Below are 17,695 nucleotides of genomic sequence, written 5' to 3'. Positions count from 1 at the left end.
TTGATGAAACAATTTATTATCCATAATTTATTCATGTTGGTCATTGTAACTACGAATGCAATGACATATCATGTTGGTGCAACCTACGCAATTCAAAAAATTCAATGGGCCATCAATCAAGCAAAAAGTGGGGATACCATTATAGTGCATGAGGGGATATATAAGGAAGGAAATGTGTTAATCGACAAATCTTTGCATGTTTTCGGAATCAATAGACCAGTAATCGATGGACAAAGTAAGTATGAGGTTGTTTCTATTAAATCGAACCAAGTTGTTTTTGATGGATTCCAGGTACAACATTCGGGATATGCAACATTAGAAGATCCATGTGGAATTAAGGTGTATGATAGTAATCATGTAACCTTGAGTAATAATATCTTGGATGATAATTTTTTTGGAATCTATCTTCAGTATTGTAATCGTTGTGTGGTTAAAAACAATCGGATTAAGGCATATGGTAAAGAAGAACAACAAATTGGTAATGGCATCCATTGCTGGAAAAGTGATACTTTGCAAATTATAGGGAATACTATTGAAGGACATCGAGATGGAATATACTTTGAATTTGTAACTCATTCAATTATTTGGCGCAATGTTTCTATTCGAAATATTAGATATGGTTTGCATTTTATGTTTTCCAATGATGATGCTTACATTTCAAATGTATTTAAGGAAAACGGTGCTGGAGTAGCTGTCATGTTTACAAAGAATGTAAAGATGTTTAATAATGTATTTGAACAAAACTGGGGTGATGCTGCATATGGTATGCTTTTAAAAGAAATCAATGATAGTTATATTATTGGAAACGTATTTGTGAGTAATACAGCAGGTATTTTTATGGATGGTACGAATAGGGTAAAGGTTGAGAAAAATATATTTAAGAATAATGGGTGGGGCATGAAAATTCAAGCCAGTTGTACTCAAAGTGAAGTGACAAGCAATAATTTCATTGGGAATACTTTTGATATTAGTACAAATGGAACATTGGTATTAAATACATTTGATAAAAATTATTGGGACAAATATGAAGGATATGATTTAGACAAGAACAATATTGGAGATGTACCTTTTCATCCTTTGAGTATTTTTTCTGTTATTGTTGAATCTAATCCATCAGCGATGTTATTATTTCGAAGTTTTATGGTGACACTCTTGGATCAATCAGAAAAGTTAATTCCGACATTAACCCCAGCACATTTTATAGATAACACGCCTTTGATGCGCGCATTAGAATTATGATAAAAGTCCAACAAATATCTAAACATTTTGGAGCCATAAATGTGCTTAATCAAGTCAATTTAACTTGTGAAAAAGGTTCATGTATTGCATTAATTGGTCCTAACGGTTGTGGAAAAACTACCTTGATAAAATGTATATTAGGTATGGTGATTCCCACTAAAGGGAATATACTATTTAGTGGACTAGACATTTCGAAGACATTTAAATATCGTGAGAATATAGGTTATATGCCTCAAATAGGAAGGTATCCTGATCATATGACAATAGGACAGATTATTGAAATGATGAAAGAAATCAGGCAATCTGATACAATAGAAGAGGAATTGATGTATTTATTCAAATTAAATCAATTGTTCGATAAAAAAATGAGAACACTTTCTGGAGGTACAACTCAAAAAGTCAGTGCTACTTTAGCCTTTTTATTTAATCCTGATGTATTGATATTAGATGAACCTACAGCAGGATTAGATCCATTATCGGCTGAAATATTGAAAGAAAAAATAATAAAGGAAAAGCAGAATGGAAAACTTATTTTAATTACATCACATATGTTGAGTGAATTGGATGATTTGATTACTCAAATTGTTTATATGCAAGATGGTACTATCAAATTCCATAAAGATATTAATGTATTACGTAAGGAAACAGGGGAAGAAAAAATATCAAAGGCTATTTCATATATTCTAAAGGAAAATAATAATGATTAGATTGATCAAGTTAATCATTTTGGATATTTTAAAAAACAGAATCATGATCATTTATATGATGGTTCTAGCATTACTATCATGGGGAGTATTTAGTTTAGAAGACAATAGTACCAAGGGATTACTAACACTATTGAACATTGTTCTGATGATTGTGCCCTTGGTATCTATTATTTTTTCAACCATATATCAATATAATAGTTCCGAATTTGTTGAACTTTTATTAAGTCAGCCTATAGAAAGGAATAAAATTTGGTTGAGTTTATTCATTGGTCTATCCATATCATTAATACTTGCTTTTGTAATTGGGGCAGGAATTCCATTAATAATTTTTGAATGTTCCACCATTGGATTTATGATGGTTGGGATTGGCTGTCTTGTTTCTATAATATTTGTAGCTATCGCATTTTTAAGTGTCATATTAACGCGTGATAAAGCAAAGGGTATTGGTATATCAATTATGTGTTGGTTGTTCTTTGCGTTATTGTTTGATGGTATAGTATTGTTTCTGATGTTTCAATTTGCAGAATATCCAATAGAAAAAGCAATGGTTGGTATTACTGCTTTAAATCCTATTACGCTATCTAGAATTCTAATATTATTACATTTAGATGTATCAGCTATGATGGGATACACTGGAGCGATTTTTAAAGATTTTTTTGGAACTACTTTAGGTTTGATGATCACTTTTTTCTTAATCATTATGTGGATCTTTATTCCATTTTATATTTCATTAGTTAAGTTTAAAAAAATGGATTTATGACAACTTTCAAAAGTGTAATCGCTCAAACGGAAAATACTTCAGATCTAGTAACTAAAATTCTTTTTAAAGGAGTCGAATTAAAGTTTTTGCTGATCTATTTTAGATTAGTCAAAGTTATAAAAGAATATCATTGTAAAAGGTCTTTCCAACTGACCTTTTTAATGGGACAATTGATCATTCGAGCTATTGGAGCACACAGTAGATTGATTCTATCTGATGAATTTGAAATGTCTATGAATGAATTACATTTTGTCGATGCCGAGATTGATACATTGTGTTTATTGTTTCAAAGATAAATTGCGCAACATGAAAACGGACATTAAAAATAGAGTTGATATCGAAAGGATAGTCAACTTGTTTTATGAAAAAGTTAGAAAGGATGCTAGCATTGGATTCTTTTTTACTGAAATAGCTCAGACCAATTGGGAAAGGCATTTACCCATAATGTATCAATTTTGGGAAAATATTGTATTCTCCACGGGAACTTACGAAGGAAATCCAATGATCAAGCATAGAGAAATTAGTCAAATTAAACCGATAACAATGGATCATTTTCAACATTGGATACACTTATTTAACGAAACAGTTAATGAGCTTTTTCAAGGAGAAAAGGCCGAACTCATTAAACAACGAGCTCAAAGCATCGCAACTGTAATGCAAATAAAGTTAATAAATCAATAAAGTGTATGTTTTAGTATTTAATTTTGCCACAGGAAAGATATCTAGAATTGAAATTGATTATTATATTTACAGGAGATCAAATGAAAGGAACCAATGCAGATCGATGAAAATATTTTGATTACCTGGGGAGCGGTAGTAAAGAAATATAATAAAAATGAAATTATATTTGACGAAGGAGCATTGGCACAATTTTACTTTCAAATAAAAAAAGGTACAGTAAAAATGAGTAATTCCAATGATGATTGTAAAGAATTTACTCAAGGGGTGTTTCATGATGGAGATAGTTTTGGTGAGCCACCACTATTTATTGATGAAAGTTATCCTGCAACTGCAGTAACAATTACAGATTGTACAATTATTAAATTGTCAAAAACAACATTTTTTAGAATATTAAGTGAATATCCTGCAATACATCATACGTTTACTACACTTTTTGCAAGGAGGGTTTTAATGAAGTCAAAATTACTTCGAGACATCATTAATCATACACCTGAAGAAAGAATTATTAGTTTTTTGTATGCATTTAAAGCCAAATCAAATGCTAAAGAAGACAAAATACATATACCCTATACCAGACAAGAGATTGCTAATTTCACTGGATTGCGTGTTGAGACCGTTATTAGAACATTGAAAAAGCTTGAAGAGACCAGACGAGTTGATATAAAACAAAGAAAATTATATTTTTAATGAATGATTATTTAAAAGAAAAGTGGTTACATATATCTATATTAAATTTGAGTATTGTAGCTTTATTGGGTGTGATAATGAGATATAAAATTGGATTTGAATTTCCATATTTGGATCAAAAACATATTCAGCATGCACATTCGCATTTTGCTTTTTCTGGATGGATTGCTCATACCCTTTTTGTTTTAATGCTTATGTTTCTAGATGAGCAGAAAACAACGGTGTTAAGTAAATACAAGCCGATCATTATCGGAAATTTAGTTTGTGCATATGGGATGTTGTTTTCTTTTGCAATACAAGGTTATGGAGTCATCTCTATTTTTTTTTCAACGCTGTCCATTTTAAACACCTATATTTTTATATTTTGTTTTTTAAAGGATTTAAAGCTAATCGGCCCACATCCCAGTAAAAATTGGTTTAAAGCTTCCCTTGCTTTTTACATATTTTCTTCACTGGGTACTTTTGCATTGGCCTACATGATGATAACAAAGCATCTTCCCCAAAATTATTTAGCATCAGTTTATTATTATTTGCATTTTCAATATAATGGTTTTTTCTTCTTTTCATGTATGGGTTTATTCATAAGTCAATTGTATCGTTTCATACCAATACTCAAATTTAATTCGCAAATATTTTGGTTGTTTGCCATAGCATGTATACCTACCTATTTTTTATCTACATTGTGGATGAAGTTACCTATATGGCTTTATATACTAGTCGTTATTGGCGCTTTTATGCAAGTCTTAGGGTGGATTAAATTACTCCAATTGGTACAGCAAAACCTTTCAATATTCAAGACGTCTATTAAACCGATATGGCGGAAATTTTTCTTAATATTGGCTTTAGCGATAAGTATTAAATTGCTGCTTCAATTAGGTTCTGCTATACCAAGTATAAGTAAATTAGCATTTGGTTTTAGGCCAATTGTTATTGCCTATTTGCACTTAGTTTTACTTGCTATCATATCGTTTTTTTTAGTGGTGTACATTTTTTGTTTCAATGCGCTAGGAACGTTTAAAAATACAATTACGGCTATCACAATATTTGTATTTGGGATCTTTTTTAACGAATTTATATTGCTTGTTCAAGGTATTGGATCTTTTAGTTACACTTTAATTCCTTATGCAAATGAAACATTATTTGTAGCTGCAATCATAATGTTTTTTGGACTTGTTGCTTTATTAATTATTCAACTAAGAAAATTAAATTCTTATGATTAAAGTCATAAAAAATTTGTAATTGCTGTAGTTTCTTTGCTATATCATTAAATCTACATAAGAATAAAATATGAAGCCAATTTTTAACGTTTTTGCAATTGTGGTGATCCTGAGTTTCGTAGGATGTAAATCGGGGTCTGAAAGTAAGAATATGTCTGCAGCAGATGTAATATCTACAGAAGCACCAATGGTAGGGCAATCTGGGGTAAAGGATGATGTATCTAGCCCAAATATTGTACAAGTAGCTGTAGGAAGTAAGGATCATACTACACTTGTAGCGGCGGTTCAAGCTGCGGGTTTAGTTGATGCTCTAAGTAATGCTGGACCGTTTACTGTTTTTGCGCCAACCAATGATGCATTTGCTAAATTACCAGCTGGGACAGTTGAAGGTTTATTAAAACCTGAAAAATTAGCTGATTTAAAAAGTATTTTGGAGTATCATACTTATGTAGGTACTTTAAAAACTGATTACATGGATGATGGCCAATCTTTTGAACAAGTCAATGGAGGAAAGGTTAGCATCAGTAAAAAAGATGGTAAGGTAATGGTTAACGGGAAAGCTACTATTTTAGCTTCCTTTCCTACTTCAAATGGCATCATACATGTCATCGACGAAGTATTATTACCTCAATAAAATTCATTCATTTCGTTTTTTTTTATTGTTAAATAGTCATTGGGAATTTTTTCTAATGACTATTTTTTTATCCTGTATTATGCAATAGTATTTCGTGATGAAAGACAAAAGACCAATAAAGACAAGCGCTCCCATGAATGAACGATCTTTGATGTCAATCAAAGTAATGAACGGCAGTTCATTAAGTGAATGAACATCGAAAGATGGTGGGTTAGGTTATGACAAACCATAGTGGTTCCAATGGTGAAGGGGAGTGAGCGATCTCCGTCTACTGGCGGAGTGAAGTACGGCAGTGCTTCAAGCGAAGGAATCGCGAAAGTGAGATAAGAGGAAGTGCTTGAATTTGAAGGTATTTTGACTTGGAATAGAAATTCTATTGCATAGAATGGTTTTATAGTGTATATTTCGTTTGAGTATAAAAAAAGGAGCAAGTAACTACACGCTCCTTTTTTATATTTAGAATAATACGTAATATATTTTATGTTACATTACTTTTGATCTTTAGTCGACGAGACATTCATGTCCCTTACACAAACATATTTGCCATCTCTTTTTTGAAAGTAAGACATATAATGGCCTTTAGATAATTCTTCACCTGATGGACTGAATTCTGTCCAAGATCCTATTTCTACAGCAGAATTTCCTTCGGCAAATAAATCTACCACTTTATAAACATTGGTTTTTCCTGTAGTATCTTTTGCTATGCCTTCAGCAATTTTTGCTTGAATAGCCGCTTTACCTGATGTTGGTTCAGAGTTTCTTCCATAGCTTATAGCGTCATCACTGTAATAGGCGGCGACAGCAGCGGCATCTTTTGCTTTTTCAGCTGCTGCGAAAGCATCCTCCATTTTCTGGATTTCAACTTTTAGCGCATCCAAATCGATGGGTTTTGGCGCTTCTACCGGTTTAGCACAAGAAGTGAATAATAATACAATTGCTCCCAATAGTATGGGTAATTGAAGTTTGAAGTTCATAATTTTGGTTTTGTTGGTTAATTAATAGAATAAAAGTAAACAATTTATTCTAGATTTTAGAAAATTACTTATTGTTTTACTTTTATAGCTTAAATGTTGAAGGGATTAGAATCTTCTTTTGAAATATCTAAGTTTTGCTTACAAAAGCAATTTGTTTTAAAAAAGAGAAGGTTATAGGTGCTAGTTTTAAAATATTCAATTGACTTTTAGTCTTCTGATTGATAATTTTACTATTCTTTATAAGTTTTTGGGATATTAGGATCTGTTATAATAATGTAGTCGCCTAGGTGCTTGTGAATGTTCCAATCTATGTTCGGAAAAGAATCGTCGCTACCTGTTGAAATGATGAGTGATTTTACTTTTGGACTGTATTTTTTAAGTTGTGTAACTATAGCAAAACCCTCGTCACTATGGAATCTTCCATTGATTTGAAACACTTTTTTGTTTTTATGTTGTTTTAGGTATTTGGAAATAGAATATGCCATAGTAGCGTCCCAAAGTGATTGCCCCATGATTAAATTGAATCCGCTTGGCATTATAGGTTGTGCTGCTGCTTTAGTTGTGTCATTTGTAGAAGGGGCATCGTGTTTTGTAAGGGCCGTTAATTTTTCATAATATTTTCCAGATGCCGTATCATAAGGTAAGGGAGCAAAATACTTTTTTGAATCCGAAGATAATGCCATCAAGGCCTTCTGTCCTTTTCTTCCAGCTAAATTAGTATATCTAGTAGGTGAATTGGCGCAAATGACATCTAGTTTATTGCTTTTAGCATATTCAACCATGGGTTTATAATCCCTGTAATTACTCCAGGAACGAGCATCTTTTGTGAAATTTTTTTCACGTATACTTCCTTGAAGATATTCATTCATTACAGTTTGTACATCTCGATCAAACATTTCCATAGATAAGGTAGTGTTGTTAGAGAAAGATTGATGTAGTGTTTCAAATATTTTATGTTCAAGAAAATGAGCTACAGAATCATTGTGTTCTTCTCCAAAAAAAAGTACATTATAATTCTTCATATCTTCAACAATGTCATTTACATTAACTTCTTTATTGAGTCTTGTCGAATATATTTTATAATTTACTTCCGTGATTTGAGCAAAAGTAGGGACATTCATAAATAATACAAAACACAAAAATTGTGTTTTAAAAATATTAGATGTAAATGAATTTATTTTATTGTATTTTAAAATTACTTTTTTGAATTTTTTCATATGAGGAATCTTTTATATTTATTGATAATTTATGTGTTTAATATTTAGTTGATTTTAATTAATGTTTATGGATTTATTACAACTTGGATAAATGCTATAATTTACATTAAATGGCCTCAAATATATAGAATTTAATTTTGAATCAAAGATATTTCAATTTGATTCGAATATTTGTTTTTATTGCTTTAGAATCTTCTTTACAAAAATTCCATTTTTAGTTTTAAAAGACATAATATATATTCCCTTGGATCTATTTGTAAAATCAATGGTGTTTGAGGTCGAACTTAATTGAGTACCAAAAACTTTTTCACCCACAGTATTAAAGATTTCAATTTGACAAGGCAATAGGAAATCACAATTTAGATATAAAGTAGTGTTTATTGGATTGGGAAGAAAGATACAATCCATTTCATTTTTTAAATGATGTATGCTTGTGGTAGTTTTTTGTGAAGCAATAGTGTCTAATTGTAGCGGCCATCCATTATTCATACAACAACCAGAATATGCACCACGATAGGACCACTTATATAGATCTCCATTAAAATCCTTATCCCATTGAGTGTACAAATGAAATAACGAATCCAATGTCAAAGAACCTGTGAGTTGGCCAATCCGTGGATATAGGTTGAGTTGGGTTATGTTTGAAGTTGCAGAAATTACATACTTTCCAATATTTGAATAGGAATCAGTAATATTATCTAAGCTATTTGTGAAATTAGTTATAGGTGATGTTGCAAATACCGCATTGGCGTAACAATGCTGTTGATAGGATGTGTTTGGATTATACAAACGAATACCTCCAGAACTATTTAGTGTCCATACTGTATTGTGAAAAATTTTTACATTCTGAGGGCTTACGCCATTCTGGGGCGTAATGTATATGGCTCTAAAACCAGAAGGATCGTAATGATTCACAAATATATTGTTATACATTATGATATTTCCAGTTCCTTGGAATAAAGCTTCTACTGGGTTGTTGTAAAAAAAATTTCCATATATTTCATAGTAATCTTTGGATCCAAATCCTTCAAGTGGAAATCCGCCCACCAATAAATTAGGTCTGGCATTTCCGCCAGTTGATGAAGTGGAATCTTTTGTAAATACATTTTTTCTGATTATCGTTTTACCATCGACAGAAGTACCTGTAAAATTATTTCTAACTTGGTTTAATTGATGTTTGATTTCCATATTATAACCCACCGTATTAGCAATGTAATTATACTCAATGATTCCATTCACGAAGGGTGCATCACCGTTCGAATTACCAAGGTACATTCCGGTCCCAGCACCAATGATTGTATTTTTTCTTATGAGCCAATTCCAAGCTGAACACTTAGTACTGATACCTACATTCTGTTGAGAATTTCCATAATTTATTATGTTGAGATATTCAATTGTAATATGATGCGCCCAATTCCCGATTGTTCCTTCTGCTTTTACGGCATCAATGGATAGATTTTGACCATCTAATTGAATATTTTTGATAACTAAATAGGAGCATTTAGTTATGCTCACCGTATTACAACAAGATTGTCCTATAAAAATGGTTTTATTTGCCTCTCCAATGATTACTATAGGCTCTAAGGGTGTGCCATTTAAACCATTTAATTTAAGATTATTGTCGTAAACACCTTGCCTCAAGTATAAGGTATCTCCTTGAACTAATGCATTCAAATAATTGGTATAATTTGAGTTGTTTGCCACAATCAAATTTGCCATTATATTCGAAGTTTTAAATAGCATAAATACCAAAATGAATCGGTAGAAAATTTTCGAATATATTTTGGAACTAAAGTTAATAATCATTTTTTTGGATAGAATTTTGAATATGTGTTTTTTAATGATTTGCTGCAGATACAAAGTTAAAGTAAACTAATAAGTTATTCATGTGATTTTAATTTATTGAAATATAAATTCAGTTAGAAATTATTGCAAGTTATAATATGCATATTGATCATTTATTGTTGCAAAAATGGTGTTTGATTAATTAAGTTTAACATAATAAAGAGGTAATATAGTAACTTGTTTTTTGATCGTACATTAACATAATAGTTGTCTTTAAACACATTTAAATCAGCATTACTAGGATTATTTTTAACTTCATATAGAGAAATGGATTAATTTTGTAAATCTACGTTTATTTAAATAAATATTAATTCAAATGAAAATGCAAATATTGAGGACTTGCACTATTCTACTTATATTGTTCTTCTTTAATATGTTAAACGCTCAAAAACCGAGTATACCCAAAGAATTGAAATTAGGAAGCTCTATACATATTGAAACGAACGACGGTAATGATTTCATGGGTACATTAATTTTTATGGACTCTGTTTTGGTGCGTATAAACACCGAAAAATTAGGAGAATTGTCTATCAAAAAAATCGATATTAAAGTTATTGAGAGCATACAAGAGATTCAAGTTCATGGTGGAGCATATTGGTATGAGAATCCAAATGCCGGTCGATATCTTTTTGCGCCGAGCGCTTATAATCTTAGGGAAGGTGAAGGCTATTACCAAAATATATGGGTATTCATGAATCAAGTTAGTTATGGATTTACTGATCATTTTACTTGTGGTTTAGGGATAGTTCCTTTGTTTTTGTTTGGTAGAGAAAGTGCTCAATATTCCCCAATGTGGGTAACACCAAAATTTTTGTTTGGAAACGGTGAAAGAAAATTTAATTTTTCTGTTGGAGCCATTGCTTTTTTTGTTCCTTTCGGAGGAGACGAAACAAGGGGAACTGCCGGCATCTTGTATGGATTGGGTTCTTATGGCAATAGAAATAATAACTTAAGTATTGGATTGGGTTGGGGTTTTGCTAGATCGCAGGGAGATGGTTTATGGGGGAAGCGGCCTACTGTAAATATTAGTGGGATGTATCGGTTAAGTAAGAGTAGTTATTTAGTAACTGAAAATTGGTTTACAGCTTTTGGTGAAGGTGATTTTGTGTCTAACGTAAATGTAATTTCTGGAGCATATCGTTATGCAGGTAAGCATGCATCCATAGACTTAGGATTATTTAGCCCAATTTCTAATGAAAATGATGGATTTTTTGCATTGCCTTGGTTAGGAGTAACCCTTCCATTTGGTAAAAGTCTAAGTAAGAAATAAATTTTTTAAGAGATTGTATGTGATTTTTACAAAATTTATATTCTTTAACGTGTAACTCCTCAGTAAGCCTACTATAAATCTATAATTTGAATATTGGTTTAGGAAAGTATCCTAAAGGCTCCAGAATTGGTTTTCTAAACTTTTGAAGTGCATAAAATTAATTAGGTAGTCAAAAACTTAATAATTTGGTAATATTCAATTCATATTAGAATCGTATGGAGCGCAATAGCTTTGTGACGAATCTATAAAAATAAAATAATGAATCTATTAAAATGTTTGCTAGTGATATGTATGTGCTTAAGTATCACACTATTATCAGCCCAAGAGGAAGTGGCCAATCCAATGGATACTATGGGGACTGCGATTAATAAACTTCAATCTGACCTCTATATTTTGAAAAAGCTCAAAATCTCAGGGTACGTCCAAGCTCAATATCAAATCGCCGATACAGCAGGGATTTCAAGTTTTGCCGGAGGAAATTTTCCTGCAGCAGTAGATAATCGATTTGATGTAAGACGCGGACGACTTAAATTTACTTATACCAGTGGTTTAACGTCCAGTGTTATTCAATTCGATGTTACCCAAAGGGGTGTAAACTTTAAAGATGTATTTTTTTCTGTAACGGAGCCCTGGAAAAGTTCATTGTCACTTACCATGGGGATGTTTAACAGACCTTTTAGTTTTGAAAATGAATATTCCTCTTCACTTAGAGAATCACCTGAGCGTGCTAGAATTGTACAGGCTTTTCTACCTGGAGAAAGAGATTTAGGCGCTAAATTGAGCTTTCAAGCTCCAAAACCTTCCAAGTGGAATATATTAAAAATTGAAGCCGGGCTTTTCAATGGAACAGGTTTGGCAGGAACAAATGATTTTGACTCATTTAAAGATTTTATTGGGAATATAGGTATTGCCAAAACTACAAGAAATGAAAAAATCAATTATGGTTTGCGATTTTCATATTATAACGGTGGTATAAAACAAGGAAATAAATTTGTTTATAGTAATATTGAAACGAATCCTTCAGGAATTCTCGCATGGATAGTAGACTCTACAAGTTCAAATTTAAATAGCAAGGCTAAGCGAGAATATTTGGGGGTTGATGCTCAATTAACATGGGATCTGCCTATTGGTATCACAGCACTACGTGGTGAATATATTACAGGACATCAAGCAGGATCAAGCACTTCATCCAGCAGCCCAAATACAGGAACTGCACCAACAGGTGATACCTATATCAGACCATTCACTGGTGGTTATGTCATATTGGCTCAAAATATAATGCAATCTAAACACCAATTGGTGGTTAAATATGATTGGTATGATCCTAATACTGAGGTTAGTAAAGATGATATTGGAAAATCAGGCTCAAAATTGACCGGTACTGATATCATGTATTCTACCATTGGAATTGGATGGAACTATCGTATGAATACCAATGTTAAATTCATGGCTTATTATGATATCGTAACGAACGAAACCAGCCAGAATCTGAGCGCCTTCGCTAAAGATTTGAAAGATAATGTATTAACATTAAGATTACAATATAAATTCTAATTTCAACATTTAACAAAGTATTAAAGAATACATCATATTCTCTTAATATTGCGAGTACACCTTTGTATCAAATTTAAAAAACAAATAAAAATATTCATAAAATGAAACATTTAAAATTAATTGCACTTTTTACTGTCCTAGTCTTATTTTCTGCCTTTACTTTCCAAAATCCTGGAGCTCTAAAAATCAAAGGAAGTGATACCGTACTTCCACTAAGCCAAAAGGAAGCAGAACTTTATATGAAGAAAAATCCATCAGCAAAAATCACCGTTGTCGGCGGAGGTAGCGGTGTTGGGATTGCTGCTTTTTTGGATGGAACTACTGATATAGCGATGTCTTCCAGAAAAATAAAAATTGCTGAAAAAATTAAACTTCAAGAAGCTGGAAAAGCATTTAAAGAGGTTATTATCGCTAATGATGCATTAAGTATTATAGTCAATCCAAAAAATAAAGTAAGCCAGTTAACTCGTGAACAAATAGAAGGAATCTATACTGGAAAAATAAAAAATTGGAAAGAAGTAGGAGGCGACGATGAAAAGATTATTGCTTATTCAAGAGAGTCTAGCTCTGGTACTTTCGAATTCTTTAAAGAACATGTAATGAGTAATAAAAATTATGCGAGTACTGTGTTAATGATGCCTGCAACAGGAACCATAGTACAATCTGTTAGTCAGACAAAAGGAGCCATTGGGTACATTGGACTTGCCTACATGGAAAATAATCTTAAAGCAATCAACGTATCATATGATAAAGGAAAAACATTTGTAACTCCAACGGTTGAAAATGCTAAATCTAAAAAATATCCTATTGTTCGACCATTATATTATTATTATTTAACTAAGGATGCAAAATTGGTAAAACCATTTATCGATTATGTGTTGTCTGCTGAAGGTCAAAAGACGGTAAGTACAGTTGGGTATATTTCATTATAAGGAACCCGTCCCAAGCCGAATATTCGTTAAAACGTTCCTTCACTTAAAGTGTTGTTACACTTTATCCATCTCGGTTGAAGAACTCGATGGAATCTTTTAGTCATCTTGGAAAGTGAAGGGCTAAAGAGGATCTGAGGTGTACTAATTATTTGTTACATTTAGAATGGATTCAATCTAAATTTAATTTTTTTATTTGTTCTCAAATAAATTTATTAAGTTGCGAACGATAGATGAAATGTACAAGTATAATAATTAAATTGAAAAAATAAATTAACTGGATTATTGTGAATCATAAAGTTCGGAGTATTGTAGAACGGGGAATTGAAATCATACTGCAAGCATGCAGTTGGGTAACTTCGCTTACGATCTTGTTAATTGTTATTTTTTTATTTAAAGAAGGTTTTTCATTATTTCGTAAATCGTCCTTGGAAGAAGGAAGTGTATTGGTACTCCATAAATCCAATCCACTTAATAAAATCAACGATACGGATTTGAAAAACATCTTCGATCAAAGTATTACGGATTGGTCGGAAGTTGGAGGTGATAGCGTTCCGATTACCTTGTTTAGAATAGATGATATTGGGAATTATTTTACGGATGAAGAATTGGGTGATACCTTGCAAAATATTTCAGTATGCATTGGAAAACTCATAGATAGTATACCGGGGACGATAGCCTTTGTTCCTGAAAATTATGTAAATGAAACTTACATTAAAGCGCACCCTGAATTCAATGGAAAATTAATTGAAGTTCCACATATTAAGGTGAGTGATTTTTTTGCCGGAAAGGAATGGTTGCCTACCGCACATCCTATAGCACAAATGGGTGCCTTGCCATTAATATTGGGAACCTTATGGGTGAGTTTAATTGCTATACTTTTTGCATTACCTTTAGGTCTGTCGGTTGCGATATACATTTCAGAAATAGCTCATTTTAGAGTACGGAATGTACTAAAACCCTTAATCGAATTATTATCAGGAATTCCTTCAGTGGTACTTGGCTTTTTTGGTCTAGTCGTTGTGGTTCCATTCGTTCAACATTGGTTTAATCTGCCAGTTGGCGAGACGGCTCTTACAGGAAGTATTATCTTGGCTATTATGGCTTTACCTACTATTATCACCTTATCTGATGATGCCATACGAAACACACCGAAGACCATGAAAGAATCCAGTTTTGCCCTAGGAGCTAATCACTGGCAAACCATTAGGTATGTCATACTTCCATACTCCATTTCAGGTATTAGTGCAGCAGCGATATTAGGAATAGGTCGTGCTATTGGAGAGACTATGGCCGTTTTAATGGTCACAGGAAATGCTGCTGTCATTCCTCACTCAATATTGGAACCCATAAGGACCATTCCGGCAACCATTGCTGCAGAACTTGGAGAGGCTCCACAGGGAGGTGTACATTATTCAGCATTATTTGCTTTGGCTTGTGTATTGTTTGTTATTAGCTTTGGAATCAATTTAAGTGTAGATCTGATTGGTGCAAAAAATAAAAAAAATAAATTTTAGTTCTAAATAAACCATCATCGAGTGAAATTTCAAACCAGCAAACAACTTACACATTGGAAACAAATGCTGGCATTTGGATTTTTCCGAATGTCCAGTTTTTTGGTATTGTTTATACTATTTTATATTTTAGGATTTTTAATTTATAAAGGATTTTCTGTTATTTCATGGGAATTTTTGACTTCGAATCCCGAGGAAGGCATGACTAAGGGTGGTATTTATCCCGCTATTGTTGGTACTATGTATTTAATACTTGGAAGTCTTTTAGTTTCTGTTCCGATTGGGGTCTTATCAGGAATTTATATCAATGAATATAGTAAGGATGGATATGCCAAGCGAATTATTAAAATGATGACTAATAATCTTGCAGGAATTCCATCTATCGTGTTTGGATTATTTGGGATGTCATTATTCGTGAATACGCTTGGATTTGGGGATTCAATTATTGCAGGATCTTTGACTTTAGGATTATTGACTTTACCCATTATTATAAGGACAACAGAAGAAGCATTGATTGCAATAGATACAACTTTCAGAACAGCCAGTTATGCTCTTGGTGCAAGTAAAATTCAAACCATAGCACGTGTCATTCTTCCAATGGGCTTGCCTAATATCATTACCGGAATTATACTTTCTATCGGAAGAGTATCGGGCGAAACCGCGCCAATATTATTCACCGTTGCTGCATATTTTTTGCCTAAACTTCCTTCTAGTATTTATGATCAGGTTATGGCCTTGCCCTATCATCTTTACGTGATCGCTACGAGTGGTAACAATGTTGAATTATCAAAACCCATAGCATATGGCACTGCATTGGTATTAATTGCCATCGTATTAATTGTAAATATATTAGCAAATGTGATCAGAAATTATTTTGCTAAGAAAGTTAAAATGAAATAAATGAATCCGATTATATCAACCCAAGATTTGAATTTACATTACGGAGATTTCCATGCTTTGAAATCCATCAGTATGGATATGAATCGAAATACTGTGACAGCACTTATCGGACCATCAGGATGTGGTAAATCAACGTATCTCAGATGTTTCAATAGAATGAATGATCTTGTAGATGATGTAAAAATTGAAGGGAAAATTGAAATTGAAGGAAAAGATATATATAAATCCAAAATTGATGTTGTTGACTTAAGACGCAATGTTGGAATGGTATTCCAAAAGCCAAATCCATTTCCAAAATCCATTTTTGACAATGTTGCGTATGGATTAGAAGTGGGTGGGATAAAAGATAGGAAATTTATTGAAGAACGTGTGATTCGATCTCTGAATCAAGCAGCTTTATGGGATGAAGTAAAAGATAAATTGAAGAAATCCGCATTCGAATTATCGGGTGGTCAGCAACAACGATTGTGTATTGCCAGAGCACTTGCTATAGAACCGAAAATACTGCTCATGGATGAACCAGCTTCCGCTCTTGATCCGATTTCAACTAGCAAAATCGAAGAACTGATTTTTACACTAAAAAAGGAATTCACCATCGTTATTGTCACACACAATATGCAGCAAGCATCACGAGTTAGTGATACAACGGCGTTTTTTTATTTGGGTGAATTAATTGAATATGATGATACCAAAAAAATATTTACCAATCCTTCTAAAACGCAAACAGAATATTATATTACAGGCCGTTTCGGTTAAAATAAATGCAACATTATGCTTCAAATAGATCATGAAATAAGCGAATTGAAATCCAACATCCTCGAAATGTGGGATCTTATTATAATGCAATTAGATAATGCTTATTTGGCATTAAAGGAAGGGGACAAAGACATCGCACATGGTGTTCAACAGAGGGAAAAACGTGTGAATGCTTATGAATTGAATATAGACCGCAGGTGTGAAGATTTTATCGCCCTATACCAACCTGTAGCTTCAGACCTTCGCTATGTCCTTGCTAATTTGAAGATCAATACCAATCTGGAACGAATTGGGGATATTGCTTGTGGTATTACAGAATATATTACGGATACTGATCAGGATTTTAATAAAGAAATGATGAACCTGATGGATGTCGAAAAAATGCTGCAGATATCAATTGAAATGGTCAAAGATCTTAGAGAAGCATTTACATTTGAAAACACACAAATGGCACGTACCATATTTAAGCGTGACAAAATTCTCGATAAAATCAATGAGAGCGGTAGTACACAAACCCTTTTATGTCTCGATCAATTCCCAAACGAGAAACGTCAAGCCCTACATTTACTTTCCATCATGCGCAAAATTGAACGCATTGGTGACCAATCTAAAAACATTGCTGAAGAAATTATTTTTTACATTGAAGCAAAAGTTGTAAAACATAAGAAAAAAGGGAAGGAGAAGGAGGTGTAAGATATACGTCCGTCTTTCAGGATAAATGGTTTGAATGGTAATTTAGGTAATCGGTTTGAAGGGTAATCTGGTAATCGGTTTGGACGGTAATCGGTTTGAAGGGTAATCTAGGTAATCG

18 protein-coding genes are annotated in these 17,695 nt (G+C 32.6%); 15 read left to right on the top strand and 3 right to left on the bottom strand.

Annotated features, from left to right (window positions below; translation table 11 throughout):
* Positions 1-3 precede the first annotated feature (3 nt).
* The 8 genes from IPK88_01985 to IPK88_01950 all read left to right on the top strand — a co-directional run bounded on the left by IPK88_01985 (position 4) and on the right by IPK88_01950 (position 5,925).
* Positions 4-1,239, top strand: coding sequence for a nitrous oxide reductase family maturation protein NosD (locus tag IPK88_01985; protein MBK8242170.1), 1,236 nt, complete (start codon positions 4-6; stop codon positions 1,237-1,239).
* Positions 1,236-1,946 carry an ABC transporter ATP-binding protein gene (locus IPK88_01980; protein ID MBK8242169.1) on the top strand — a complete coding sequence of 237 codons (711 nt, stop codon included), beginning with the start codon at positions 1,236-1,238 and terminating at the stop codon, positions 1,944-1,946. Before IPK88_01985 ends, IPK88_01980 begins: the two co-directional genes overlap by 4 nt.
* Positions 1,939-2,706 (top strand): ABC transporter permease subunit, encoded by a 768-nt coding sequence (locus IPK88_01975; GenBank protein MBK8242168.1) that lies wholly within the window; start codon positions 1,939-1,941, stop codon positions 2,704-2,706. Before IPK88_01980 ends, IPK88_01975 begins: the two co-directional genes overlap by 8 nt.
* Positions 2,703-3,002, top strand: coding sequence for a hypothetical protein (locus IPK88_01970; protein ID MBK8242167.1), 300 nt, complete (start codon positions 2,703-2,705; stop codon positions 3,000-3,002). Before IPK88_01975 ends, IPK88_01970 begins: the two co-directional genes overlap by 4 nt.
* A gap of 10 nt (positions 3,003-3,012) precedes the next feature.
* Complete coding sequence (locus tag IPK88_01965) at positions 3,013-3,387, top strand: group III truncated hemoglobin (GenBank protein MBK8242166.1); 375 nt, start codon at positions 3,013-3,015, stop codon at positions 3,385-3,387.
* 93 nt (positions 3,388-3,480) lie between these two features.
* On the top strand, positions 3,481-4,074 hold the full coding sequence (locus IPK88_01960; protein MBK8242165.1) for a Crp/Fnr family transcriptional regulator: 594 nt from the start codon (positions 3,481-3,483) through the stop codon (positions 4,072-4,074).
* Positions 4,074-5,294 (top strand): hypothetical protein, encoded by a 1,221-nt coding sequence (locus tag IPK88_01955; GenBank protein ID MBK8242164.1) that lies wholly within the window; start codon positions 4,074-4,076, stop codon positions 5,292-5,294. Before IPK88_01960 ends, IPK88_01955 begins: the two co-directional genes overlap by 1 nt.
* A 67-nt stretch (positions 5,295-5,361) precedes the next feature.
* On the top strand, positions 5,362-5,925 hold the full coding sequence (locus tag IPK88_01950; protein MBK8242163.1) for a fasciclin domain-containing protein: 564 nt from the start codon (positions 5,362-5,364) through the stop codon (positions 5,923-5,925).
* Between the two features lie 488 nt (positions 5,926-6,413).
* Here IPK88_01950 and IPK88_01945 read toward each other — a convergent pair whose 3' ends face one another.
* From IPK88_01945 to IPK88_01935, 3 genes are all read right to left on the bottom strand, one after another.
* Positions 6,414-6,899: a nuclear transport factor 2 family protein gene (locus IPK88_01945; GenBank protein ID MBK8242162.1), complete on the bottom strand. Its 486-nt coding sequence runs from the start codon at positions 6,897-6,899 to the stop codon at positions 6,414-6,416.
* A 230-nt stretch (positions 6,900-7,129) separates the two neighbouring features.
* Positions 7,130-8,020, bottom strand: coding sequence for a ChaN family lipoprotein (locus IPK88_01940; GenBank protein ID MBK8242161.1), 891 nt, complete (start codon positions 8,018-8,020; stop codon positions 7,130-7,132).
* Positions 8,021-8,293: 273 nt separating this feature from the next.
* On the bottom strand, positions 8,294-9,835 hold the full coding sequence (locus IPK88_01935; protein MBK8242160.1) for a T9SS type A sorting domain-containing protein: 1,542 nt from the start codon (positions 9,833-9,835) through the stop codon (positions 8,294-8,296).
* A 442-nt stretch (positions 9,836-10,277) separates the two neighbouring features.
* Here IPK88_01935 and IPK88_01930 point away from each other — a divergent pair, with 442 nt between their 5' ends.
* From IPK88_01930 to phoU, 7 genes are all read left to right on the top strand, one after another.
* Positions 10,278-11,231 (top strand): hypothetical protein, encoded by a 954-nt coding sequence (locus tag IPK88_01930; GenBank protein MBK8242159.1) that lies wholly within the window; start codon positions 10,278-10,280, stop codon positions 11,229-11,231.
* 258 nt (positions 11,232-11,489) lie between these two features.
* The gene (locus IPK88_01925) at positions 11,490-12,785 is read left to right on the top strand and encodes a hypothetical protein (GenBank protein MBK8242158.1); all 1,296 of its coding nucleotides are present in this window, start codon (positions 11,490-11,492) and stop codon (positions 12,783-12,785) included.
* Between the two features lie 101 nt (positions 12,786-12,886).
* Positions 12,887-13,717 carry a PstS family phosphate ABC transporter substrate-binding protein gene (locus tag IPK88_01920; GenBank protein ID MBK8242157.1) on the top strand — a complete coding sequence of 277 codons (831 nt, stop codon included), beginning with the start codon at positions 12,887-12,889 and terminating at the stop codon, positions 13,715-13,717.
* Between the two features lie 284 nt (positions 13,718-14,001).
* Complete coding sequence (pstC, locus tag IPK88_01915; GenBank protein MBK8242156.1) at positions 14,002-15,231, top strand: phosphate ABC transporter permease subunit PstC; 1,230 nt, start codon at positions 14,002-14,004, stop codon at positions 15,229-15,231.
* Positions 15,232-15,294: 63 nt separating this feature from the next.
* Positions 15,295-16,128, top strand: a complete 834-nt coding sequence (pstA, locus tag IPK88_01910) for a phosphate ABC transporter permease PstA (GenBank protein MBK8242155.1) — start codon at positions 15,295-15,297, stop codon at positions 16,126-16,128.
* Complete coding sequence (locus IPK88_01905; GenBank protein MBK8242154.1) at positions 16,129-16,884, top strand: phosphate ABC transporter ATP-binding protein; 756 nt, start codon at positions 16,129-16,131, stop codon at positions 16,882-16,884. It abuts the gene before it with no gap.
* 15 nt (positions 16,885-16,899) lie between these two features.
* Complete coding sequence (gene phoU / locus IPK88_01900; protein ID MBK8242153.1) at positions 16,900-17,577, top strand: phosphate signaling complex protein PhoU; 678 nt, start codon at positions 16,900-16,902, stop codon at positions 17,575-17,577.
* The last annotated feature ends 118 nt before the right edge of the window (positions 17,578-17,695 follow it).

Origin of the sequence: Candidatus Defluviibacterium haderslevense (assembly GCA_016712225.1) — a bacterium.
GTDB lineage: Bacteria > Bacteroidota > Bacteroidia > Chitinophagales > Saprospiraceae > Vicinibacter > Vicinibacter haderslevensis.
This window is presented reverse-complemented; position numbering and strand designations above follow the sequence as displayed.